The sequence below is a fragment of the Leptolyngbya sp. O-77 genome (assembly GCF_001548395.1).
In the GTDB taxonomy this organism is placed as follows: Bacteria; Cyanobacteriota; Cyanobacteriia; order Elainellales; family Elainellaceae; genus Thermoleptolyngbya.
The window spans coordinates 339,341-360,499 of record NZ_AP017367.1; the positions used below are offsets into that span (position 1 = coordinate 339,341).

20 protein-coding genes are annotated in these 21,159 nt (G+C 54.2%); 12 read left to right on the plus strand and 8 right to left on the minus strand.

All coding sequences use genetic code 11. The annotated features are described in order from the left end of the window. Positions 1 to 90: 90 nt before the first annotated feature. The 4 genes from O77CONTIG1_RS01485 (at position 91) to O77CONTIG1_RS01500 (ending at position 5,878) form a co-directional block, all read left to right on the plus strand. On the plus strand, positions 91 to 300 hold the full coding sequence (locus tag O77CONTIG1_RS01485) for a hypothetical protein (protein ID WP_068507478.1): 210 nt from the start codon (positions 91 to 93) through the stop codon (positions 298 to 300). A 366-nt stretch (positions 301 to 666) separates the two neighbouring features. Further along, complete coding sequence (locus tag O77CONTIG1_RS01490; RefSeq protein WP_068507480.1) at positions 667 to 3,939, plus strand: glycoside hydrolase family 15 protein; 3,273 nt, start codon at positions 667 to 669, stop codon at positions 3,937 to 3,939. A 132-nt stretch (positions 3,940 to 4,071) separates the two neighbouring features. Beyond that, positions 4,072 to 5,142 (plus strand): ParA family protein, encoded by a 1,071-nt coding sequence (locus O77CONTIG1_RS01495; RefSeq protein ID WP_068507482.1) that lies wholly within the window; start codon positions 4,072 to 4,074, stop codon positions 5,140 to 5,142. Then, on the plus strand, positions 5,126 to 5,878 hold the full coding sequence (locus tag O77CONTIG1_RS01500; RefSeq protein WP_068507483.1) for a HEPN domain-containing protein: 753 nt from the start codon (positions 5,126 to 5,128) through the stop codon (positions 5,876 to 5,878). Before O77CONTIG1_RS01495 ends, O77CONTIG1_RS01500 begins: the two co-directional genes overlap by 17 nt. 76 nt (positions 5,879 to 5,954) lie before the next feature. Here O77CONTIG1_RS01500 and O77CONTIG1_RS01505 read toward each other — a convergent pair whose 3' ends face one another. Beyond that, positions 5,955 to 6,569, minus strand: a complete 615-nt coding sequence (locus O77CONTIG1_RS01505) for a Uma2 family endonuclease (protein WP_068507484.1) — start codon at positions 6,567 to 6,569, stop codon at positions 5,955 to 5,957. A gap of 249 nt (positions 6,570 to 6,818) precedes the next feature. Between O77CONTIG1_RS01505 and chlG the strand changes: the two genes are divergently transcribed. After that, positions 6,819 to 7,877 carry a chlorophyll synthase ChlG gene (gene chlG, locus O77CONTIG1_RS01510; RefSeq protein ID WP_084781992.1) on the plus strand — a complete coding sequence of 353 codons (1,059 nt, stop codon included), beginning with the start codon at positions 6,819 to 6,821 and terminating at the stop codon, positions 7,875 to 7,877. Between the two features lie 86 nt (positions 7,878 to 7,963). After that, the gene (trmB, locus tag O77CONTIG1_RS01515; protein ID WP_068507488.1) at positions 7,964 to 8,638 is read left to right on the plus strand and encodes a tRNA (guanosine(46)-N7)-methyltransferase TrmB; all 675 of its coding nucleotides are present in this window, start codon (positions 7,964 to 7,966) and stop codon (positions 8,636 to 8,638) included. A gap of 2 nt (positions 8,639 to 8,640) precedes the next feature. Here trmB and O77CONTIG1_RS01520 read toward each other — a convergent pair whose 3' ends face one another. Continuing rightward, complete coding sequence (locus O77CONTIG1_RS01520; protein WP_068507489.1) at positions 8,641 to 10,161, minus strand: phospholipid carrier-dependent glycosyltransferase; 1,521 nt, start codon at positions 10,159 to 10,161, stop codon at positions 8,641 to 8,643. Positions 10,162 to 10,475: 314 nt separating this feature from the next. Here O77CONTIG1_RS01520 and O77CONTIG1_RS01525 point away from each other — a divergent pair, with 314 nt between their 5' ends. Further along, on the plus strand, positions 10,476 to 12,002 hold the full coding sequence (locus O77CONTIG1_RS01525) for a YifB family Mg chelatase-like AAA ATPase (protein WP_068507491.1): 1,527 nt from the start codon (positions 10,476 to 10,478) through the stop codon (positions 12,000 to 12,002). Positions 12,003 to 12,039: 37 nt separating this feature from the next. On the opposite strand, the gene O77CONTIG1_RS01530 is transcribed toward O77CONTIG1_RS01525, so the two are convergent. Together O77CONTIG1_RS01530 and O77CONTIG1_RS01535 are read right to left on the minus strand one after the other, a co-directional pair. After that, positions 12,040 to 12,753 (minus strand): hypothetical protein, encoded by a 714-nt coding sequence (locus O77CONTIG1_RS01530; RefSeq protein WP_068507493.1) that lies wholly within the window; start codon positions 12,751 to 12,753, stop codon positions 12,040 to 12,042. Positions 12,754 to 13,112: 359 nt separating this feature from the next. Then, complete coding sequence (locus O77CONTIG1_RS01535) at positions 13,113 to 13,607, minus strand: hypothetical protein (RefSeq protein WP_068507495.1); 495 nt, start codon at positions 13,605 to 13,607, stop codon at positions 13,113 to 13,115. Positions 13,608 to 13,756: 149 nt separating this feature from the next. On the opposite strand from O77CONTIG1_RS01535, the gene O77CONTIG1_RS24090 reads away from it, so the two are divergent. Continuing rightward, entirely contained in the window at positions 13,757 to 13,966 is a 210-nt protein-coding gene (locus O77CONTIG1_RS24090) for a hypothetical protein (protein ID WP_156434817.1), read from the plus strand. Positions 13,967 to 14,044: 78 nt separating this feature from the next. On the opposite strand, the gene O77CONTIG1_RS01545 is transcribed toward O77CONTIG1_RS24090, so the two are convergent. From O77CONTIG1_RS01545 to puuE, 3 genes are all read right to left on the minus strand, one after another. Further along, positions 14,045 to 14,527 (minus strand): Dps family protein, encoded by a 483-nt coding sequence (locus tag O77CONTIG1_RS01545; protein WP_068507498.1) that lies wholly within the window; start codon positions 14,525 to 14,527, stop codon positions 14,045 to 14,047. Between the two features lie 590 nt (positions 14,528 to 15,117). Continuing rightward, on the minus strand, positions 15,118 to 15,417 hold the full coding sequence (locus O77CONTIG1_RS01550; RefSeq protein ID WP_068507500.1) for a ferredoxin: 300 nt from the start codon (positions 15,415 to 15,417) through the stop codon (positions 15,118 to 15,120). Positions 15,418 to 15,644: 227 nt separating this feature from the next. Then, the gene (gene puuE / locus O77CONTIG1_RS01555) at positions 15,645 to 16,559 is read right to left on the minus strand and encodes an allantoinase PuuE (RefSeq protein WP_068507502.1); all 915 of its coding nucleotides are present in this window, start codon (positions 16,557 to 16,559) and stop codon (positions 15,645 to 15,647) included. A gap of 304 nt (positions 16,560 to 16,863) precedes the next feature. On the opposite strand from puuE, the gene hrcA reads away from it, so the two are divergent. Together hrcA and O77CONTIG1_RS01565 are read left to right on the plus strand one after the other, a co-directional pair. Further along, the gene (hrcA, locus tag O77CONTIG1_RS01560; protein WP_068507503.1) at positions 16,864 to 17,958 is read left to right on the plus strand and encodes a heat-inducible transcriptional repressor HrcA; all 1,095 of its coding nucleotides are present in this window, start codon (positions 16,864 to 16,866) and stop codon (positions 17,956 to 17,958) included. Between the two features lie 27 nt (positions 17,959 to 17,985). Further along, positions 17,986 to 18,720, plus strand: coding sequence for a proteasome-type protease (locus tag O77CONTIG1_RS01565; RefSeq protein WP_068507505.1), 735 nt, complete (start codon positions 17,986 to 17,988; stop codon positions 18,718 to 18,720). 501 nt (positions 18,721 to 19,221) lie between these two features. Here O77CONTIG1_RS01565 and O77CONTIG1_RS26525 read toward each other — a convergent pair. Next, positions 19,222 to 19,356, minus strand: a complete 135-nt coding sequence (locus tag O77CONTIG1_RS26525; RefSeq protein ID WP_286132487.1) for a hypothetical protein — start codon at positions 19,354 to 19,356, stop codon at positions 19,222 to 19,224. Positions 19,357 to 19,641: 285 nt separating this feature from the next. On the opposite strand from O77CONTIG1_RS26525, the gene O77CONTIG1_RS25315 reads away from it, so the two are divergent. Next, positions 19,642 to 20,259 (plus strand): serine/threonine protein kinase, encoded by a 618-nt coding sequence (locus tag O77CONTIG1_RS25315; RefSeq protein ID WP_197673294.1) that lies wholly within the window; start codon positions 19,642 to 19,644, stop codon positions 20,257 to 20,259. Positions 20,260 to 20,897: 638 nt separating this feature from the next. Continuing rightward, positions 20,898 to 21,143, plus strand: a complete 246-nt coding sequence (locus O77CONTIG1_RS24095) for a hypothetical protein (protein WP_156434818.1) — start codon at positions 20,898 to 20,900, stop codon at positions 21,141 to 21,143. Positions 21,144 to 21,159: the final 16 nt, after the last annotated feature.

The window sequence follows — 21,159 nt, forward strand, 5'->3', positions numbered from 1 at the left end:
ATAGATACGTAGGCCGCTCTGGAGGTTTTCTGAAAACCCAGACATCGCCTCAGTCTTGACGTTCTACGCCCCTTAGCCAAGGAGGTCTTCATGGCAGACGTTGTGTGCCAGATTCCCGTTCCTCAAACGCAGCAAGAGCTTGACCAGGCCGTTCAAACCTATCTCAATGCCAACCTCAGCGGTTTAGACCTGTTCTGTCACTGGCAGGCAATTCGAGAAGCGGCGATCGCCCAGAGCGGTTCTACCAGCCCAGCGGAGTCGGACAAAACAGGGGCGATCGCCGGAGAAGACAGCTATTAAGCGTTGCTTGAAGAGATTTCTCAAGAGATTTCTCATCTCAATCTTTCAAATCAATCTCTCAAAATCGTTGTGCAGCCTGCTGTGCAGCGATTCTCTTTCTTGGCGCTGTGCTAAACCTTGCACATTGCTCAATAAGCTTAATAATGGGAGTACACAAGTCCCATGTTGATTCGGTTTTAATCTTGGCGATCGCCTTTCAATCTGTATCTTTAGCAAAATCTTTAGCAAAGTTTTTAGTAAAGCAGCGGCCTGCTCCGCCATTGCCAGCACCACAGCCTGCCATTTCTGCTAGCTGTGCTGCGATCCACATTTGACAAACGCTCAATAATAAATGCGGCAAGCAACCTGAACTCTGCCACAGCGGTTATGTCCACTCCATCTCCTTCTCTGTCGGGTCTGTCATCCTCTGATGCGTTCCGCACCCTCCAGTCCCAGCTTGACTGCTACTACGAAGAGGTAAAGCACATCATCCTGGCGCGGCAGCATCCCGTCACGGGTCTGCTTCCTGCCAGCACCGCCATTAATTCTCACGGCAACTACACCGATGCCTGGGTGCGCGACAACGTGTACAGCATCCTCTGCGTGTGGGGTCTGGCGCTGGCCTATCGCCGCATCGGCGAAGACCGGGGGCGCTGCTACGAGCTAGAGCAGAGCGTCGTCAAGCTGATGCGCGGGCTGCTGTTTGCCATGATGCGGCAGGCCCACAAGGTCGAAAAATTTAAACAAACCCAGCATCCACTGGATGCCCTCCACGCCAAATATGACCTGGCAACGACCAACACAGTGGTCGGCGACGACGGTTGGGGCCACCTGCAAATCGATGCCACCTCGATCTACCTGCTGATGCTGTCGCAGATGACGGCTTCGGGGCTGCAAATTATTTTCACGCTAGACGAGGTGAACTTTATTCAAAACCTCGTCTATTACATTGGTCGCGCCTACCGCACCCCCGACTACGGCATCTGGGAGCGCGGCAACAAGATCAACCACGGCAACCCAGAGCTAAACGCCAGTTCGGTTGGCATGGCCAAGGCGGCGCTGGAGGCGATTAGCGGCCTTGACTTGTTTGGCGTGCGGGGTAGCCAATCGTCGATTATCCACGTCCTGCCCGACGAAATCGCCCGCGCTCGCAATACGCTGGAATCGCTGCTGCCCCGCGAGTCGGCTTCCAAAGAAGTGGACGCGGCGGTGCTGAGCGTCATCGGCTACCCCGCCTTTGCGGTAGAAGACCTGAGCCTGGTAGAGCGCACCCGCAGCAACGTCGTCACCAAGCTCCAGGGCCGCTACGGCTGCAAGCGGTTTTTGCGGGATGGACACCAGACCGTGATCGAAGACCCAACGCGACTGCACTATGAACCTTGGGAACTGAAAGCCTTTGAGCATATCGAGTGCGAGTGGCCGCTGTTCTTTACCTATCTGTATCTGGATGCCCTGTTTCGCGGCGACGCAGTCCAGGCCCAAGACTATCGGCAAAAGTTGGACGCAGTGCGCGTGGAGAAGGACGGGCTAAAGCTGCTGCCAGAGCTGTACTACGTGCCAGAGGAGGCGATCGCCCCTGAGCGCGAAACCCCCGGCAGCCAGACCCGCTTACCCAACGACAACCTGCCTCTGGTCTGGGCCCAGAGCCTTTATATTCTGGGCCGCCTGCTCCAAGATGGGCTAATCGCCCCTGGCGACCTCGACCCCTTGGGGCAACACCTACGCCTGGGTCAGCACCCCCGACCGCTGGTGCAAATTTCCCTGCTGGCCGAAGATGAAGCACTCCAGGCAGAACTGGCTGCCTTTGGTGTCGCCACTCAAACGCCCAGCCAGATCGATCCCACCCAGGTGCGAACTTCGGGTCAACTTTCGGATGTCCTCACCCAGATCGGGCGCAACGACAAGCTGGGACTGAGCGGTCGCCCTATCCGTCGCCTGCGGAGCCTGACCACCTCCCGCATTTTCAAAATTAAAGGCGAAACGATGGTGTTTTTGCCGTCGTTCCTCGATCAGCAGCAGTTTTACCTGACGCTCGACTATCACATCCTGGTGTCCCAAATTCGCGCTGAGGTGGCCTACATCTGGCGACACTGGAACCGTCTCGGTCGCCCTACCATGACGCTGCTGCTGACCCACGACATGCTGCGCGACAAAGAACCACTGCTGGAGCTATTCAGCGAGCTGCGCGATGGGCACTGCGGCGGCATTCCTGTCACGCTGGGCCGCTTGCAGGAACTTATGCGGACGGCGGGAACCGAGCGGTTCGATTTTATTCACGAATTCGTGTTTGACACCTCGCCTGTCCAGGATGCCCTACCTACGCCCTATTTTCTGACGCTGCACCCCGACCGCAACCACCCGCTCAGCAGCGCCGAAGAGTTTCGCCTGGAGCGTGAGACGGACGTGCCTGCGTTGCTAGAGCGCCTGCGCCATTCCGAAAACCTCTACGAGCAGATCGAGGTGCTAGAAGCGCTGAATCGGCTAGAAGGGCTAGAGTTTGACACGGGTTTTGGTGGGCCGGGGCGATCGCTCACCGTTGCCGACCTGCTAGACGAGGTGTATGCCAAAGCCAGCCAGCTCCGGCTGTGGGGTATTATTCGTCAGGCAGCGGGCTTGCTCGACAAGGTGGACGTGAACCTGTCGGACGCGGTGACGGATATCCTCGTGCGGCAAAAGCAAATCGCCGTGGGCAAGGCCTACAGCGAACACTCGCTGATGACCAGCCCCATGTCCACCTATGAAATCATGGACAAGATCCGCGAGTTTGTGCGGCAAGACGTGCGCGATCGCCCCCTGACGCAGGAAATCCTGGTTTACCTGAGTATGCTGATCAAGACCGACCCGCACCTGTTTAAGGGCGTACTCACGCTGCGCGTCGGCTATCTAATCCTGCTGATTACTAGCGAACTGGCGCGGGAACTCGGCGTAACACAGGATGAAGCCTATGAGCATCTAATGCAGCTCAGCCCGTTTGAGGTAAAAACGCGCCTCTACAAAGTCTTGCTGGAATATGAACAACTCAACGACATTCTCTTCCAGCAGGAGTCTCTGCACATCCGCCAGCAGCAAAATATTCAGTGGGCCGCTGTGCCGGTTGCCCCCGAACTGGTGGAACCCAGCGGCGAAGAAACCGCTATTGGCGACCCTGCCAGCGGCGGTTGGGCTAAAAAACGCCGCATGGAAGGCGCACTGACCAAGGTTCCCAAAGACTTTTACCGCTGCGTGTGGCGCGTGTTGCAGCACTGCAAAGGACTGGTCATCGGCGACAAGCTGGATCGGCGCAACCGCCTGGAAAGTGAGCTGCTGCTAGAAATGACCCCCGGCGAGACAAACTTTGCGCTGCGAGTCGAACACCTGCTGAACAAAATTCAGGCTCCGGAGTATCGCCAGGTGAACGTGGAAGCGCTGATGGCCCTGGCGGCGATCGCCGAACAGAACCCCGATCTCCAGTTTGAGGAATACATCGTGCTGGATGTATTCATCGGGCACGCCGTCCGCATTGCCTGGCTAGAGCAGCACCCCGAAGATGCCAACCGCTACGACGAGCGCAAAGGTCAAGCCTGGCCAGCCTTCTACGAACTGCCGCCGACCGCCGTTGCCGATGCGATGGTGAAGGCGCTGAAGTTCCTAACGGAACTGGGGCAGTCGCAGGCGGCGTAGGGTTAGTCTAGATGCAAGCTTTTGAGTAGAAAGTCTCAAGCTATACTGAGGGCAAAAGTCTGAGCTTACTGTCCTCTTTATACTTAATTTCAAGCAACTGGCGATCGCAATCTCACAGAAAGGTTTGATGCAATGGTTCAAAAAATTGCTTTATTCAACCACAAAGGCGGAGTTAGCAAAACCACAACCACCTTCAATTTGGGTTGGATGCTTGCCTCAAAAGGGAAAAGAGTCATTCTTGTTGATAGCGATCCACAATGTAATCTCACAGGCATGGCCTTAGGAGAGGAAACTGAAGATGACGAAGCCCGGATTCAAGAAATTTACAACACGGTATCAAACATAAAGACAGGCTTAGCTCCTGCGTTTGAATCACAACCAAGAGCAATCGAGGCTGTTGATTGTATTCCAGTATCAGGTCGAGATGATTTATTTCTATTACCTGGGCATGTTGGCTTTGCTGAGTACGAAGTGACACTTGGTATTGCTCAAGAGCTAAGTGGTTCGATCCAAGCCCTTAAAAACTTGCCAGGTTCCATCAATGACTTGTTTGAGAAGACGGCAGCTAAGTTTAATGCAGATTATATTCTGATTGATATGAGTCCTAGCTTAGGCTCAATCAATCAGAACTTACTGATGATCAGCGATTTTTTTGTAGTCCCAACTACTGCTGACTTTTTCTCTGTAATGGCAATTGACTCTCTAGTTAAGGTTTTGCCCAGATGGCATGCCTGGGCTAGGTCAGCTAGTTCGCTTCAGATTCTGAAAGAAGCTAACTACCCTTTTCCTAATGTTAAGCTTCGGTTCCTAGGAACAATTGTGCAAAACTATAGAATTATACGAGGTAAAGAGACGGCTGCATTTCAAACTTGGATTGAGAAGATTGAGAAGTCTGTTGCTGAAAAACTGGTTCCGACTCTGAGACAGAGCGACATGATGTTGTCAGATTATGTGTATCGGGATCAGGGTCTTGAAGACAGCCTTTCTCTCGCAAAGATTTCTAACTTTAATAGCCTAATTGCTCTATCCCAGGAACATCGAACTCCAGTCTATGACCTAACCCCTGAGCAGTTAAGACAAACAGGTGTGGTCTTGGAGAAGAATCAGCAAAAGCAGGAAGAGTTTAGGAAAACTTTTTCAGATTTAGCAGACAGAGTTATTGCATTAAGTTCTGAAAGCTCCGCATATGCAGTCAGCGCTTGATCAGTTTCGCATCAGCATTAGTCGCGTTCGAGACCTGATTGCACTTCATAACTCTGTCAAAGCTCAAGCCACTGGCGCACTTGATGTATCAGATATGTTACGTGCTGCGCTCGTTCTTGCTGTAAGCGCGCTAGACTACTACGTGCATGAAGTTGTCACATTAGGAATGCTGGAAATTCATCGAGGCAATCGCCCTGAGCCAGCACCCTCAGCAAACACAACTCAATCAGCGTTCTCGCGCTTTCAAGTCTCGCTGGGTGGTGCGCGTCAAGATCGATTAACAGCAATTGATATTACCTCATGGCTTGAGGCTGAAATGCAGCTAGCTCAGGGATATGAATTTCTCCGGAAGTCTCACACAATTTCAGATTTGGCTCCCATAATATCGAGCAGTATTCTCAATAAGTTAAACAATACGTCTTGGCTAGAAGGTGAAATTAGAGAGCGTTTAGGATATCAAAGCTTTCAGCAGGCAGACAAAATTGCCGATGCCATTAGATACATTTCAGACAAAAAATTGTGGGACGAAGTAGCTACTCAAATGAGGAAGCCTTCAAAAGATATCAAACAAGAATTAAATTCAATCGTCGATCGAAGAAATAAAATTGCTCATGAAGCTGACATCGACCCAACTTTTAATATTGGCAGTCGATGGAATATTGATGAGGTGCTAGTTGGCGATGCAGTTGACTTTATTGAGAGGCTTGTTGAGAGTATTCATAAAGTGTTGTTATAAGTACAGTAAACAAACTGGCTCAATCTGTCTGGGTGAGTCTTCGTTAGTCGAATTAACTATTGCACTGTTCAGCCCATCACCAGACCTTGCTCAAGTCCAGCCGAAACCCTGTCAGCACCGGGTCGCCGCTGAGCGAGTCGGGGTTGTCTAGCACCTGCACCAACTCGCTAGGGCGGTAGAGATAGGCGCGGCGATCGCCCCGATCGATCAGCCAGCCGAGTTGAAAGCCTGGCTCCTGCTGATATTCGCGCATCTTGGTCTGCAAGGTTTCCAGGCTGTCGCTGGGCGATCGCAGCTCAATCACTACATCGGGACAAATCGGCGCAAATCGCTCCTGCTGTTCTGGGGTCAGCGCGTTCCACCGATCCAGCCGAATCCACGCCGCATCGGGCGATCGCTTCGCCCCCGTAGACAGCTTGAACCCCGCGCTGGAGCTAAACACGAAGCCCTGTCCAGTTTGCTCATTCCAGACATAGAGTTGACCGATGATGCCTGCTTCGCGATTGCCAGTACCAGAACCAACAGGCGACATAATCACCAAATCTCCATCTGCATTTTGTTCGATTCGCAAGTCGCGATTGACCTGGCAAAACTCAAAAAACTGTTCCTCGCTCAGGGGCAGCGAGGGCGGCAGGTGAACCGTGAGAGAACCGGGGGCGATCGCCGTGGGTGCGGGGAGTTCGGATTGCATAGTCCGGAGTGTGGGGTGATGGGGTTTTGGGGTGTTGGAATAGGCAGAATTTCGGTGGGGCGCTGGCAAAGCGACAGGGATAGCTTCACAATAGACGATGGGCAAGCTAGCGATGCCCAACAGATGAACTAAACGCAATATTATGAGGGTTCGGGTAGCCAGGGGCAGGTGTCGGGTGCCAGATGCCAGGAACCGCCTCTAACCCCAACCCCTAACCCCCAACCCCCAACCCCTAACCCACAAACCCTTATGTCCGAGTCCACTACTCCTTCTTCGATTCCCGAATCTGAAGCCCCGATGTCGCCGATAGAAGCTGCGGCGGATGAGACGTTAAACGGTGCATCAGAAGTCGCTAACGAGGCGGGTTCGGCGGCGCGCCAGCTTTTGGGCATGAAGGGCGCAAAGTCGGGCGAGACGAATATCTGGAAGATCCGCCTCCAGTTGATGAAGCCGATCACCTGGATTCCGCTGATCTGGGGTGTGGTGTGCGGCGCGGCTGCGTCGGGCAACTACACCTGGACGCTGGAAAATGTGCTGATTTCGGCAGCTTGTATGCTGCTGTCGGGGCCGCTGCTGGCGGGCTACACGCAAACCATCAACGACTACTACGACCGCGACATCGACGCGATCAACGAACCCTATCGCCCGATTCCCTCAGGCGCGATTTCGGTGCCGCAGGTGAAGGCGCAGATTTTGATTTTGCTGTTTGCGGGGCTGGCGATCGCCTACGCACTAGACCAGTGGGCCGGGCACGAGTTTCCGCAAATTACGGCGATCGCCCTCTTTGGCTCCTTCCTCAGCTATATCTACTCTGCGCCGCCGCTGAAGCTGAAGAAAAACGGCTGGCTGGGCAACTATGCCTTGGGAGCCAGCTATATCGCGCTGCCCTGGTGGGCGGGTCAGGCGCTGTTTGGCGAACTGTCGCCCACGGTGATGGTGCTGACGCTGTTTTACAGTCTGGCAGGGCTGGGCATCGCCGTGGTGAATGACTTTAAGAGCGTGGAGGGCGATCGCCAGCTTGGGCTAAAGTCACTGCCCGTGATGTTCGGCATCGGCACTGCGGCCTGGATTTGCGTCCTGATGATCGACCTGTTTCAGGGCGGCATTGCGGCATATCTTATGGGCATCGGGCAAAATCTCTACGCCGTGCTGCTGATTCTGCTGGTGATTCCGCAAATTGTGTTCCAGGATATGTACTTCCTGCGCGACCCGCTGAACAACGACGTGAAATATCAGGCTAGCGCCCAGCCGTTTTTGGTGTTGGGAATGCTGGTCGCCGCGCTGGCGATCGGTCACGCAGGCGTGTAACCCATCAGCCACGCGCCCCACCCGCCAAATTCCAAAACCCAAAATCTAAAATCCAAATCTAAAATCCCAAACCGGCATCCCCTCCCATGCCCGTCGTCCGCGTCCGCCAGCACGTCAACCCGCTCAGCCAAAAATATCAGCAGCCCGTCGCGCCGCCAGACTGGTCGCAGGTGTTTGCAAATCCGGCTCGACCGCTGCATCTGGATATTGGCTGCGGACGGGGTGTGTTTTTGCTAAAGATGGCGCAGGTCGAGCCGGAATGGAATTTTCTGGGGCTGGAGATTCGCGAGCCGCTAGTGGAGCAGGCGCTGAAGTGGCGCGATGAGGAAGCGCTGAGCAACCTGCACTACATTTTTTGCAACGCCAGCAATTCTCTAGAGCCGCTGCTGCGATCGCTCCCACCGAATATTCTCCAGCGCGTCAGCATCCAGTTCCCCGACCCCTGGTTCAAGAAGCGACACCAAAAGCGGCGTGTGGTGCAGCCCAGCATGGTAAACACGCTAGCGAACCATATGCCTGCGGGCAGCGTCGTGTTTTTGCAATCAGACGTGGAAGCGGTGGAAGCGGAGATGTGCGATCGCTTTCAGGAACATCCCGCGTTTCAGCGCCAATCTGCCGAATGGCTACCCGATAATCCGCTGCCCGTTGCCACCGAGCGCGAATCGTCCACCCTTGCTCGCCGGGAACCTGTGTTTCGCGCTCTGTTTACGAAGAAGAATGAAGAGGGAAGAACGAAGAACGAAGAGGGGCAGAGCATTTAGTTTCAAATCCATGACGGCAGCCAGCGGCGTAGCTGTAGACCGTCCGCAGAGAGGGGCAGTCCCAGAAACAATGGCATCCAGAAGATAAAGCCGAAAATGACGAGGGCGATCGCCCCCCACGCCAGCCGCCGTGACCAGGGTTTGGTGCTGTGGAGCCAGCGATCTAGGACGAGTGCTAGACCCAGCACGGTCAGCAGTTCGGCGCTCATGTAGTGATACAGAAAGGTGCAGCGGGTGACGCGCATCCACATCAGCCATTGCACGGCCCAGTTGCCCACCACAAAGGCGGCAGCGCTAAGGTATGGCTGTGTATCGGGAGAGAGGCTCAGGGTCGATTCTGCGCCAGAGCGGGCTGCCTGCACGGCGGTTGCCCAGCGCCACAGCCAGTAGCCCACCACGCCCACCAGCAGCGCGATCGCCACCGTTGAGAGCCACCACAGGGTCGGCGTGCCCATTGCGTGAACGTCGTAAATCACGTCTCCAGCCGCCGTGGGCGCATCGGGCCCGACGACGGGCACCGGATCGCCCGGAGCCGCCGTTTTGTAAAAATAGGCAACCGGACGCAGCATCAGCGGCCAGGTATACCACGGCGAACAGTAGGGGTGAGCGTCCATGCCGCCCACACGGCTGTGATAGTCGAGGATGCGGTTTTGCCAGCCTGCAAAGCTGGTGCTGGGGTCGAGTTGAATATAGGGCAGCCAGCTCAGGTAGTAGGTCAGAAAAGGAATTCCCGCCATGCTCAGCGCCCACACGCCCGCATTCAAGCGAGACAGACCCGACAGCGGCGCGGCAAAGGGCAGGCTGGGCAGTCCGCGCTGCTGCAACCGCTGCATTCCCCATGCCACTATCCACAGTAGGTACGCCCCCGCCAAAAACGCCACGCCGTTCCACTTGATCCCCACTGACGCGCCGAAGCCTATGCCTGCCAGCACTAGATTCAGCCAGACGACGGGGGTGAGTTTGTTGGCGGAATGCAGCCTGTGGAGCGATCGCAACAAAAGCCACCAGCCCAGTAGCCCAAATAAGATTAGATAGACATTATTCAACGCATAGCGCGATTCGACGAGTAAAAATCCTTCGCAGGCTGCTAGCAGTGCCGTTAGTAAGGCGATCGCCTTTCGCCCGGTCAGCAAATGGGCGATCGCCCCCAGCACCAGCGGAATCACCGCTCCCGTCACGGCATTCAGCCAGCGGTAGCTAATCGTTGAAATGTATAGCCCACTCAGCCCGTTGTAGGTTTCTGGCCCGCCCCAGCCCAGCCGCTCTGACAGCCAGATGCCGCCCGCAATCAGGTACGTGCTGAGGGGCGGATGCCCGCCAAATTCCTGCTTCCCTTGCAAAAACGCCGCCGCAAACTTGGCGTAGTATACCTCGTCAAAGACCAGCGTATTGAATCGCCCCAACCCCCACAGCCGCAGCGCCAGCGACACCCCAAAAAGACTCGCCAGCCCCAGCCCATACCACGGCAGCCGGGAAGACGAAGCAGATTTGAAACGCTTGGAAATTGGGACAGTGCGGCTCATGGGCGATTCGCGAAGCGATCCCTGTGGGAATCGTGCAGGCGTGCATTTCTCAACCATCATAAACAACCAGCCCGCTGGCAGGTCAGGGGGCTGGAGGCTGGGGGCTGGTTCCCTGCGCCCCAGGATAGGTGATATGTCTCTAGACATACAGGTTACGACAAGTCGAAATTAGCCAAGCCTGATGCAGCTAGCTTTTCAACCCTGACCCCTGACCCCTAGCACCTGATCCCCGCTATCGATCTAACCCCCTAACCCCCTGTTCCCCCCCTCTGCCCTTTCGGGCATTCTGAGGACTGGAGACAACAGGGTGGATCATGCTAGCAAGAGTTTGGAGCGCTTCGCTGATCGGCATCGACGCGATGAAGGTGGGGGTGGAGGTGGATATCGCCGGGGGGCTGCCCGCAATTGTGGTGGTGGGGCTGCCCGATACGGCTGTGCAGGAATCCAAAGAGCGCGTGAAGGCGGCACTGAAAAACGCAGGCTATGCCTTTCCGATGCGGCGGGTGGTGATCAACCTGACCCCGGCGGATTTGCGAAAAGAGGGACCCAGCTTTGATCTGCCAATTAGCATGGGCATTTTGGCGGCTTCGGAGCAGGTAAATGTGCAGCTATTGGAGCAGTTCATTTTGCTGGGTGAGGTGTCGCTGGATGGGTCGCTGCGGGCGGTGGCGGGTGTGCTGGCGATCGCCGCTACGGCCAAGCAACTGGGAATGCGCGGCATCGTGGTGCCCGCCGACAATGCCCGCGAAGCCGCCCTAGTGCAGGGCATTGACGTATACGGCTTCCAGCATTTGTCGGAGGTGGCAGATTTTCTAAACCATCCCGATCGCTATCAGCCGCTCCAGGTGAATGCGACGGAAGAACTCGCGCGATCGCCCTTTACCGGCCTCGACCTCAAAGACGTGAAAGGTCAGGCCCAGGCCCGCCGCGCCCTGGAAATTGCCGCCGCTGGGGGACATAATTTGGTATTCGTGGGCCCACCGGGCAGCGGCAAAACCATGCTGGCCCGGCGGCTTCCCGGCATTCTGCCGCCGCTCAGCTTTGAGGAAGCGCTGGAGGTGACGCAAATCCACTCCGTCGCCGGACTGCTGAAGGAACGAGGCAGCCTGGTGTGCGATCGCCCCTTCCGCAGCCCCCATCACTCCGCCTCAGGCCCGTCACTGGTCGGCGGCGGCAGTTTCCCTCGCCCCGGAGAAATCTCGTTGGCACACCGAGGAGTTTTATTTTTAGACGAGCTGACTGAATTTAAGCGGGATGTCCTGGAGTTTCTGCGGCAACCGCTCGAAGATGGCTGCGTCACCATTTCGCGCACGCGCCAGTCTGTCGCTTTTCCGGCACAGTTCACCCTGGTCGCCAGCACCAACCCCTGCCCCTGCGGCTATTTTGGCGACACGGTGCAGGCTTGCACCTGCTCCCCCCGCGGGCGCGAGCAATATTGGGCCAAGCTGTCGGGGCCGCTGATGGATCGGATTGACCTGCAAGTCGCGGTGAATCGGCTGAAGCCAGAAGAAATGATCCAGCAGCCCAAAGGCGAAGACTCGCAGACCGTGCGCCAGCGTGTGCAGCAGGCGCGGAGTCGCTCCCAGACGCGGCTTCAGAGCGAAGGGCTGCGCTGCAATGCCGAGATGCAGAGCCGCCACCTGCGGAAATGGTGTCGGTTGGACGACGCGACTCAGGCGCTGCTCGAAGGAGCCATTCGCAAGCTGGGGCTGTCGGCTCGCGCCACCGATCGCATTCTCAAAGTCGCCCGCACAATCGCTGATCTAGCAGGCGAGGAGGGGTTGCAAACCGCCCACGTTGCCGAAGCAATTCAGTACCGCACGATTGACCGAATGCAGTAGGGCAAGTCAATCCGCCTTCGTCGCTAACCTCTGGGTTCTAGTCCACCCAGCCGATTTCGTCGTTGCTGATGGATGGAGCGACAGGGCCGGGCAGCGGCGGAGGCGTTTGCAGCGTGCGTCGTAGCTCTAGCTGGGAGGTTTGCGACGGCTCGTGGCCAGGATGCACCTCTTTGCGGGGAGCCGGAGTAGCAGCAGTCGCTTTTTCAGCAGCTTGGGGAGCGGATTGGGCAGCGGGCTGGGCGACGGCTGGGGCGAGGGGCTGGGGAGCGGCGGCGGATTTGGCTTCTGCGCTAAGTTTGGCGTTTAGTTCTGTCAACTGCACAATGACGCGCTTGGTTTCATCGAGCTCAGTCTTGAACTGGGCGGCAGCGGCAGCTTCTGCCTTGAGCTGGTCAATCTGAGTCTGCTGGGCGGCTAACTCGGCCTCCAGGGCTGCAATCTTGCGCTGGAGAATGGCTTCGTTGGCCTGCGAGGTTTCCAGGGCGGCTTGCAGATCGGGCACTGCACCGGGAGCCGTATCGGAGGCGGGTTCCAGAGTAGGTTCAGGGGCAGGTTCAGGGGCAGGTTCAGGGGAACCTTCAGGGGTAGGTTCAGGGGAACCTTCAGGGGAACCTTCAGGGGCGATCGCCTCATTCTCCATCTCAGCACTCGCCGTCTCAGTCTCAGAGCCTTTTTCTGCCGCAGGGTCGGGCGCTGATGCGTCGGTTCGCTCCAGGGTGGAGGTGGTTTTCGTGTCGGTCTGGTTGTCCATATTGCTTTTCTCCCATGCCCCACTCGACGCAGTAAAACGTCTTTGCGGCTTAACTCGCTTGCGTGCCATGCTACTTGATCTAAACCGTATACCATTCTCCCCCGCCTGACTATAGCGCCGAATCTGCCACAAGTGAGGAATCCATCACGTAAATTGACGCGAGTTCATTAAATTTCAGGTTTAAAATTCCAGGTTTAATCAGGCAAGAGATTCTTCCAACTGCATAAGCTCTATAAAGAAAGCGCCGTAAAGAAAGCGCCGTCGGAGTCTGAGAGAGAAAAGACCCAACGGCGCTACCGAACTGGATGAGTTAAATCAGTTGAACTTCAGATCAAACTTTGATGGGCAGAGGCGATCGCCTACAGCGGCCCCTCAAAGTTGCTGTTGGGCTGGCCCAGATTGCTGCCGATGGGGCCCTGAGACACATAGCCGATGCGCTCGTTGTTGGCCTTGCCGGTGTAGAACACGCGAACAAACCTGCGGCCACCTTCGACGTAGCTATCCTGCGGCTCCGTCAGGAATACCGTTGCGCCACCTGCGGGGCCGTCGTTTTGGGCTTTGCCCGGCTCCCAGTAGGCTAGCAGCCCGTTGGGTGCGCTGGTCATCCGAACCCGATAGCGTGCGCCCTTGCGGATCTCGGTGGGGACTCTGAGGAAAGTCGCGTTGACCCAGCCAATCACAGGCTCTTTGATTTGGGCCCGTCCGTCGCCGACAATCCCCGTCAGCTTCACACGCTGGCTGGAGGGCAGGTTGATCGCTACGCCACTGAGGTCGGCATAGTCGTAAACCTGAACGGCACGGTTGGTTTCGCGGGTTTGGTTTACCAATTCGCGCTTTTCTTGAATAGTCACCATAAGGTGCAGACTCCTTATCCTATGTATGGGTACTTTTGTATGGGTAAGTTTGACGTTGCGTAGACAGTACGCGGCTTATGCGTAGCCCATGCGTAAGATATGCGTAAGGTATGCGTAAGGTATGCGTATCGAAAACGTAACGGCTGTGTATGCTGCGAAGCTATCGTGCCTCGCAGGGATTAACTTCACCGGGGCTTCGTAGAATTTCGGAGGCGATCGCCCTTTTTTCAAAAAAGATCCGATCGCCCTCCGTAGAAATGCGCGAAAAAAGCGCGAAAGAGTTCGCAAAAAAAGTGCGATCGCCCAGACAAACCTGCTGCTTGGCAGACCATCCGGGCGATCGCATTCACCGAAAATGAGTGGAGAAACCAGAATTAGTGAAAAATCCGTCAGATATCAAGCGTCAGGACAGTATAACCTTCCTCACTGCTTAGCTCCTAGCCATCTAGCAGTCCATCACCTTGCTTCAGGATCTCCTTCAGGAACCAGCGGTGCTTCTGGTGAACCTGTACCAGACGGGTCAGCAAGTCAGCCGTCCCGATATCGCCCGCATCGTCCGCCAGTTCAGCATCTTCATGCATTTCCGTGATGATGTGTTCGTGAGTGGCGATCGCCTCTTCCACCATCTCCCGCACCTTCAGCTTGCCCTTAGACGGCTTCACAGTGGCGGCAGGCAGATAGTCTGCGGGGTCGGCAATCGGCGTGCCATCCAGCATCAGGCTCCGCTCGGCCAGCTCGTCTAGCATGGCAAAAATCTCATTGCCATGTTCTTCAAACAGCAGATGCAGGTCACGAAACAGCGGTCCGTAGGTCATCCAGTGATACTTCTTGTAGTTCAAGTAGGCGACCAGCGTATTCGCTTGTTCGCGATTCAGCGCCTTGACCAAAGCAGTTTGACGAGCCTCTAGTGTCGTTGTCATACGAAAACCTCACTATTTAACGATTATCCAAATTCAGTCCAAACATTTAGCAACCCAAACAATTAGCCAGTCACTGATAGAGCGACACAGAACAGTTCGGCGACGGCTCAAGGCTACAGAGACACCTTCTCAATGAAGAACCCCTCCGACCACAGATCAATCACCAAGAGCCAGCACACACACAAACCAACCGCACTGCTCCAAAGTCTTCAGTTGCCTCTAGTTTCCAGCACTTTCATGAAATCTTCATCCTTCCAAAGAGACGTTTGCTGAGGGTGATGGCTCTACCTCGCGTCGGTTGACCGACCGGAAACCGCCTCATTGCGTTGCTGGCAGGCAGTCGGTGCTGGCAGAGATACCGCCCCTAGAAATACTGCCCCCAGTGATCCTGAAACATCCCGAATGCAACCTTCTCGATACAACCTTTCTAAATCATACTCGCTATGAGTTCGTTTTGGCAACTACCGATCCAAAGTTAAACTGCCAACCCAGCCCCATTAAGACTAAAAGGGCTGCCTTTTCACAGAGCTAATTGCTCGAAAAGACAGCCCGTTTTAAGTTCAAAAACCAATTCAAAACCAGTCAGCAGCTTAGTATAGCTCTTCTTCCTGATGGGTCAGAATCACCACGTCAGAGGTGGGATAGGCAACGCAGGTCAGCACGTAGCCTGCTTCGATTTGATCGTCGTCTAGGAAAGACTGGTCAGACTGGTCTACGGTGCCCTCTTTGATTTTGCCAGCGCAGGTCGAGCAAGCACCTGCACGACAGGAGTAGGGCAGGTCGATGCCTTGCTCTTCTGCCGCATCGAGAATGTACTCATCATCAGGCACTTCGATCGTGGTATTCAGTCCTTCAGCTTCGTTGATCAGCGTAACCTTGTAGGTTGCCATGCAACAGTCCTCTCAAAATACTTGAAACGGCAGTAGGGGGGTCGCCCAGTTCTAGAATCCAATAGCAATAATTGCCTATGAGCTAACCCTATTTCTGATACTACGGGAAAACTTTTGCCCTGCAACCGCGATCGCCCCTCAGGTCGAATTGGATTCGTAATGAAAAACTCAAGTTCAACCCGGAATTGCTTATACCTGAACCGCAAGCCGTCAATTCTGCAACCGTTTTATCGGGAACCTGGCGCGTGATGCTCATGCCAGTGTCGCGCAATATCAATCCGGCGACAGACCCACACCCGATCGTGCTGCATGATGTAGTCGAGAAAACGGGCCAGGGCAGCGGCGCGGCCGGGCCGGCCCACCAGCCGACAATGCAGACCAATGCTCATCATCTTCGGTGCATCGGCTCCTTCGGCATACAGCACGTCGAAGGCATCGCGCAGGTAGGCAAAAAACTGATCGCCGGAGTTGAACCCCTGAGCAGTGGCAAAGCGCATATCATTGTTATCCAGCGTGTAGGGAATCACCAGATGCGGCTTGCCGTAGTCATGCACCCAATAGGGCAGATCGTCGGAGTAGCTGTCGGCATCGTAGAGAAAGCCACCCTCCTCGACCACCAGCCGCCGCGTATTCGGACTCATGCGCCCCTGATAAAAACCGAGGGGACGACTGCCCGTAACCTGCGTCTGAATGGCGATCGCCTTTTGGATATGCTCGCGCTCTACCTCTTCGCTGACATATTGATAGTCGATCCATCGATAGCCGTGGCTGGCAATTTCCCACCCGGCTTCCACCATTGCCGCCGCCGCCTCTGGGTTGCGCTCCAGCGCCATCGCAATGCCGTAGACCGTCACGGGCAGTTGCCGCTGGGTAAACAGCCGATGCAGCCGCCAAAAACCCGCCCGACTGCCATATTCATAAATCGACTCCATATTCATGTGGCGCACCCCCAGCAGCGGCGATGCACCCACAATTTCTGATAAAAACGCTTCCGATGCCGCATCGCCATGCAGGATGCAGTTTTCACCGCCCTCTTCATAATTAATTACAAACTGCACCGCCACACGGGCCTGATTGGGCCAGCGTGGATCGGGCGTGTGGCGGCCATAGCCGACCAGATCGCGGGGGTAAGAAGTAGACATAGGTACTTAGAGAATGTTTGGAAGAAGTTTAGAAGAGGTTTGGAGTCGCAAAGGAATAGATCGGCCGACCTAGACTGCCTTAGCAACCTTGAAAGATGGATTCTAGGGCCCAATTAGACAGGTATTGTGCCACAGCGTCGAGAGGCAATTTTGTTTTTGTCAGATTTTTGGGGATTCATTCCCTCTCTGGCTTTACCCCTGCGGATCTCTGGCTTAGTATGTCTGGCTACGCATAGACAATCTCAGAGGCGCTAAATTACGATCACATTAATACGTTAAGAAATCCATAAGAAATCAGGCTGAGATGGCTACTCCAGTCAAGCTTAATAACCGCCAGCAGCAGGTACTCAGCGCTACGGTGCGTCAGTATATTGTCACGGCTCGACCCGTTGGCTCTGAGGCGCTGGTAGAAGAATTTAACCCCCGCGTCAGTTCGGCGACGATTCGCAATGTGATGGGTTATCTGGAGCGCGAGGGTCTGCTCTATCAGCCACACACCTCAGCGGGGCGCGTGCCGTCCGATTCGGGCTATCGGGTGTATGTAGATCAGCTGATGATCCCATCGGAGGAGGCCGCTCGCCGGGTTGATCGAGTGCTGGCGCAGCAGCTGGATGCCGAAGGCTGGAGCCTGGAAGCCGTGCTGCATGGTGCGGCGCAGATTCTCTCGACGCTCAGCGGCTATATTGCGCTGGTGACGATGCCCCAAAGCACAGTGGCTCAGGTGCGCCATTTGCAACTGGTGCAGATTGATCCGGGACGGCTGATGCTGATTGTGGTGCTGGATTCTTACAAAACGCAGTCGGTGGTGGTGGATCTGCCCAAAGCGCCTGCCGATTCTGCCCAATCTCCAGATGATCCTGAACTGCTAGAGCGGGAGCTACAGGTTTTGTCGAACTTTTTGAATGCTCATTTCAAGGGGCGATCGCTCGGTGACATTGCCTCTCTGGATTGGTCAGAGCTAGGGCGCGAGTTTGAGCAATATGCCAACGTGCTGCGGGTGTCGCTGGTGGATCTGGAGCGGCGCACCCAGTCGCCTGTGTCTACGCAGATCTTCATTAGTGGCGTGGCGGAGGTGCTGCGACGACATCCGGAGTTTTCCGAACTGCATCAGGTACAGACGATTTTGCATGTGCTAGAGGCAGAGCAAGACCAGCTCTGGCCGCTGATTTTTGAGGCTGATTCGGACGGGGGCGATCGCCGCGTGATGATTCGCATCGGCTCCGAAAATCCGCTGGAGCCGATGCGCGGCTGTACGCTGATTTCCACCACCTACCATCGGGGCAGTGTGCCCGTGGGCAGTCTGGGAATGCTTGGCCCAACGCGCATGATGTACGAAAATGCGATCGCCCTGCTAGAAACCACAGCGGACTACCTTTCTGATACGCTGAGTCAGTCCTAGTGTTTTAGCTTCAACATTCCTCACCCTATGACCTACTGCCTCGGCATTGTTACCCAATCTGGCTTTGTGGTGGCAGCAGATTCGCGCACAAACGCGGGCGTAGACTACATTTCCACCTATCAAAAGCTGTTTGACTTTTCAGAGCCGCATCAACGAGTCATCCTGCTTTGCACCTCTGGCAACCTGGCCATTACCCAAGCCATCGTAAATTCCCTCAACCGCGACCTGAAATTGGGTGAATGCGAGAGCTTCCACACGCTGCCCACGCTCTACGATGCCGCCTGCTATGTGGGCGAAAAAATTCGCCATATTCAGGAGCGAGAACGCCCCTGGCTGGAGCGCGACAAAATCGACTTTTCCTGCAACTGTTTGCTAGCGGGGCAGTTTCAGGGCGAGCCGCCGGAGCTTTATCTAATTTATCGTCAGGGCAACTGCATCCAAGCAACGCCTGAAACACCGTTTTTGCAAATTGGCGAAACGAAATATGGCAAGCCAATTCTGGATCGCATCCTGACCTACAACACGAGCGTTGAGGATGCAGCAAAATGCGCTCTGTTGTCCATCGACTCTACAATGAAATCTAACATCTCGGTAGGCCCGCCAATTAACCTAGTTATGTATCATGCCAATTCTTACAAAATTAGGCATCGTCTACGGCTAGAGCAAGATGATTTATACTTGACTGAAATTCGCAAACAGTGGGAAGCATCCCTCAAACAGGCCTTCGATCAAATGTCGCCAATCCAATGGTTTGAGTTGTGAGGTTTTAGCCGCAGTTGTTTAACCCGACTCTTGCATTGGATTTGGAATGACTCTAGGGGGCTATTCAGTTGGCTAATTTCGATCTTCTTTGGCAGGATTCACCATAAATTTCACGGCATTGCCTAATTCCATCGGGAACAGCACTACGGTATTAGAAGGACTGCCGGCTAGTCCGTCTATAGTCTGTAGCGTTCTTAGCTCAAGAGCAATGGGATTCTTCTGCATTAGCTCCGCGGCTTCTGCTAAGTTCTGAGCCGCGATGCGATCGCCCTCTGCTTTAGTAATAGTTGCAGTAATAGTTGCTCACTTTTCTCGCTCGGCTGAGGCTTGTCGGGACATAACTTTTTTCAGATCTTCAGGCAAATCAAAATCCTGTCGTTGAACTGAATCAATTCCCAGACCCCAGTCTCGTACTTTTCCCCACAATAAGCGCAATTTGATCTTGAACCTTCTCCCGTTCTGATAAAAGCTCATCTAGAGTCAAGGAACCTACAACGTCCCTCAAGGCAGATTGTACATGCAGTTCCACATCACGGTGGTGTTCAAACTCAGGTACAACTGGTGCTTGCTCCAGTGCATCAATGCCTCTGCCATCAGCGATTGCAGAGCGTTTTCAAATGTCGTATGTCGCGCCATTGGTACTCGGATTGACGCACAAAGTCATTGAGCGCATCATAAAGTCGGGAAGTTGGAGTCATTGGTCGTGCTGGTTTGTGTGGTAGCTTGTCAGCTTAAACCAAGCTCTACTTCCTGCCTAGTCTTAGTTCTAGCCTCTACAACTTTTGTCAATCAATCAGCTGTCAACGCATAACCGACTGGCTCGGCTCAATATAGACCAGAGTATCCTGTTCTCAAGATCAGGGGTCAACTCTGCTTCAGGATGAGCTACATAGCAACTCTCCAAAATGAAGAATTGGCGCTATGGAACGTCTAAACTTGGGCGATCGCTACGAAGTTCAACAACAACTTAGTAAAAAGCCAGGCCGACAAACCTATTTAGCTCTTGATCATCAAACTCAGCAGCAGGTTGTCATAAAGCTTTTGATTTTCAGCTATGACTTTAGTTGGGATGATTTCAATCTGTTTGAACGCGAAGCTGGAATTCTTAAAACGCTCAATCATCCTGCAATTCCCCAATATCTGGATTCCTTTGATCTTGATTTGCCCACACTCAAGGGGTTTGCCTTTGTTCAAACCTATACCCCCGCTAAGTCTCTGGAGGAGCATCTACGAGCACATCGAACCTTCAGTGAATTAGAAATTAAACAAATCGCCAGAGATATTCTAGAAGTCCTGATTTATTTGCACGAGCAAAGTCCACCTGTTATCCATCGAGATCTAAAACCTAGCAACATTTTGCTAACCGACCGTTCTGCTCACAGCGCAGGGCAAGTTTATGTTGTCGATTTTGGCTCTGTTCAAAATTTTTGGCTCTGTTCAAAATTCGGTCTTTCAAGAAGGCGGCACCTGGACGATTACCGGCACCTACGGATATGCGCCTCCAGAGCAATTTGGCGGCAGGGCAATTCCGACTTCTGACCTTTATAGCTTAGGCGCAACGCTGATTCATTTAGCAACAGGTCGGCATCCCGCAGATTTGGTTGAGCAAAGTGTGTCTAACCCGTCTGATCAGGTTAATCAAGCGAGCCATCTATCTCCAAGACTAAGGCGCTGGCTAAGACGGATGACAGAAATTAACCCAAATCGGCGGTTTGTTTCTAGTCGCGAAGCATTGCAAGAATTAGAGGCATTGCAATCAGAGAACGAGTCGGCAATCGATAAACCTACAAGTAGTAAAATAACGCTCACCAAAAGTGCAGAAGAGCTGCTTATTCAAGTCCCGCCGCTCTCGGTTCGCCAAAAACCAGATCGCCCTAAGTTGCTTGAGCAGGCACGAACCTCATCCCTTGTGCCATCTTTTGCGCGATCGCTGCCCTCTCCATTATTTATTCTGTTTCTGATCGTTTTAGGAGCTTATTATGGTGTGCTTACTGTAATCATCTTTTTTCTCCCAATTATTTTTCTCCCAATTATTCGGATGGGCGCTATTTGCCGGAGTTGGACTGCTCATCCTCGCGGCCCCTTTTGCCCTGGCTTCGAGCTATGCCACGATCCAATTACGATTAGTTAAAGCACAAGATCAAGACTCTATATTTCTGTCTAGTAAGTTTTTAGGCGTGAAACTACACAGTGTTTCTACTGTTTTTCAGCGAGATCAGGTCAAGCTTCAACGCTCTCTTTTTAGAAAAGTCGAACAGGTTAGTGAAAATCAGATTAGACAATTTCCTATCTGGCCGATGCTTGTAATTTGGATTGATAATCAAAAATATGCCCTGACCGATTTAACGCCAGCAGAGCTAGATTGGTTGGGTCAAGAAATCCAAGATTGGCTCAACTTGTCGGATGAACAGGTGATTGAGTGAGCATTAAGCTGGAACG

What these genes read in the sequence shown, in the direction of transcription:
- O77CONTIG1_RS25315 (WP_197673294.1), top strand. Translation starts at nt 19,642, where the DNA reads ATGGAACGTCTAAACTTGGGCGATCGCTACGAAGTTCAACAACAACTT.
- O77CONTIG1_RS01535 (WP_068507495.1), bottom strand. Translation starts at nt 13,607, where the DNA reads ATGGTGACTATTCAAGAAAAGCGCGAATTGGTAAACCAAACCCGCGAA.
- O77CONTIG1_RS24090 (WP_156434817.1), top strand. Translation starts at nt 13,757, where the DNA reads ATGCTGCGAAGCTATCGTGCCTCGCAGGGATTAACTTCACCGGGGCTT.
- trmB (WP_068507488.1), top strand. Translation starts at nt 7,964, where the DNA reads ATGCCCGTCGTCCGCGTCCGCCAGCACGTCAACCCGCTCAGCCAAAAA.
- hrcA (WP_068507503.1), top strand. Translation starts at nt 16,864, where the DNA reads ATGGCTACTCCAGTCAAGCTTAATAACCGCCAGCAGCAGGTACTCAGC.
- O77CONTIG1_RS01565 (WP_068507505.1), top strand. Translation starts at nt 17,986, where the DNA reads ATGACCTACTGCCTCGGCATTGTTACCCAATCTGGCTTTGTGGTGGCA.
- O77CONTIG1_RS01550 (WP_068507500.1), bottom strand. Translation starts at nt 15,417, where the DNA reads ATGGCAACCTACAAGGTTACGCTGATCAACGAAGCTGAAGGACTGAAT.
- O77CONTIG1_RS01495 (WP_068507482.1), top strand. Translation starts at nt 4,072, where the DNA reads ATGGTTCAAAAAATTGCTTTATTCAACCACAAAGGCGGAGTTAGCAAA.
- O77CONTIG1_RS01530 (WP_068507493.1), bottom strand. Translation starts at nt 12,753, where the DNA reads ATGGACAACCAGACCGACACGAAAACCACCTCCACCCTGGAGCGAACC.
- O77CONTIG1_RS01490 (WP_068507480.1), top strand. Translation starts at nt 667, where the DNA reads ATGTCCACTCCATCTCCTTCTCTGTCGGGTCTGTCATCCTCTGATGCG.
- chlG (WP_084781992.1), top strand. Translation starts at nt 6,819, where the DNA reads ATGTCCGAGTCCACTACTCCTTCTTCGATTCCCGAATCTGAAGCCCCG.
- O77CONTIG1_RS01505 (WP_068507484.1), bottom strand. Translation starts at nt 6,569, where the DNA reads ATGCAATCCGAACTCCCCGCACCCACGGCGATCGCCCCCGGTTCTCTC.
- O77CONTIG1_RS01545 (WP_068507498.1), bottom strand. Translation starts at nt 14,527, where the DNA reads ATGACAACGACACTAGAGGCTCGTCAAACTGCTTTGGTCAAGGCGCTG.
- puuE (WP_068507502.1), bottom strand. Translation starts at nt 16,559, where the DNA reads ATGTCTACTTCTTACCCCCGCGATCTGGTCGGCTATGGCCGCCACACG.
- O77CONTIG1_RS01485 (WP_068507478.1), top strand. Translation starts at nt 91, where the DNA reads ATGGCAGACGTTGTGTGCCAGATTCCCGTTCCTCAAACGCAGCAAGAG.
- O77CONTIG1_RS01525 (WP_068507491.1), top strand. Translation starts at nt 10,476, where the DNA reads ATGCTAGCAAGAGTTTGGAGCGCTTCGCTGATCGGCATCGACGCGATG.
- O77CONTIG1_RS26525 (WP_286132487.1), bottom strand. Translation starts at nt 19,356, where the DNA reads ATGGCGCGACATACGACATTTGAAAACGCTCTGCAATCGCTGATGGCA.
- O77CONTIG1_RS01500 (WP_068507483.1), top strand. Translation starts at nt 5,126, where the DNA reads ATGCAGTCAGCGCTTGATCAGTTTCGCATCAGCATTAGTCGCGTTCGA.
- O77CONTIG1_RS01520 (WP_068507489.1), bottom strand. Translation starts at nt 10,161, where the DNA reads ATGAGCCGCACTGTCCCAATTTCCAAGCGTTTCAAATCTGCTTCGTCT.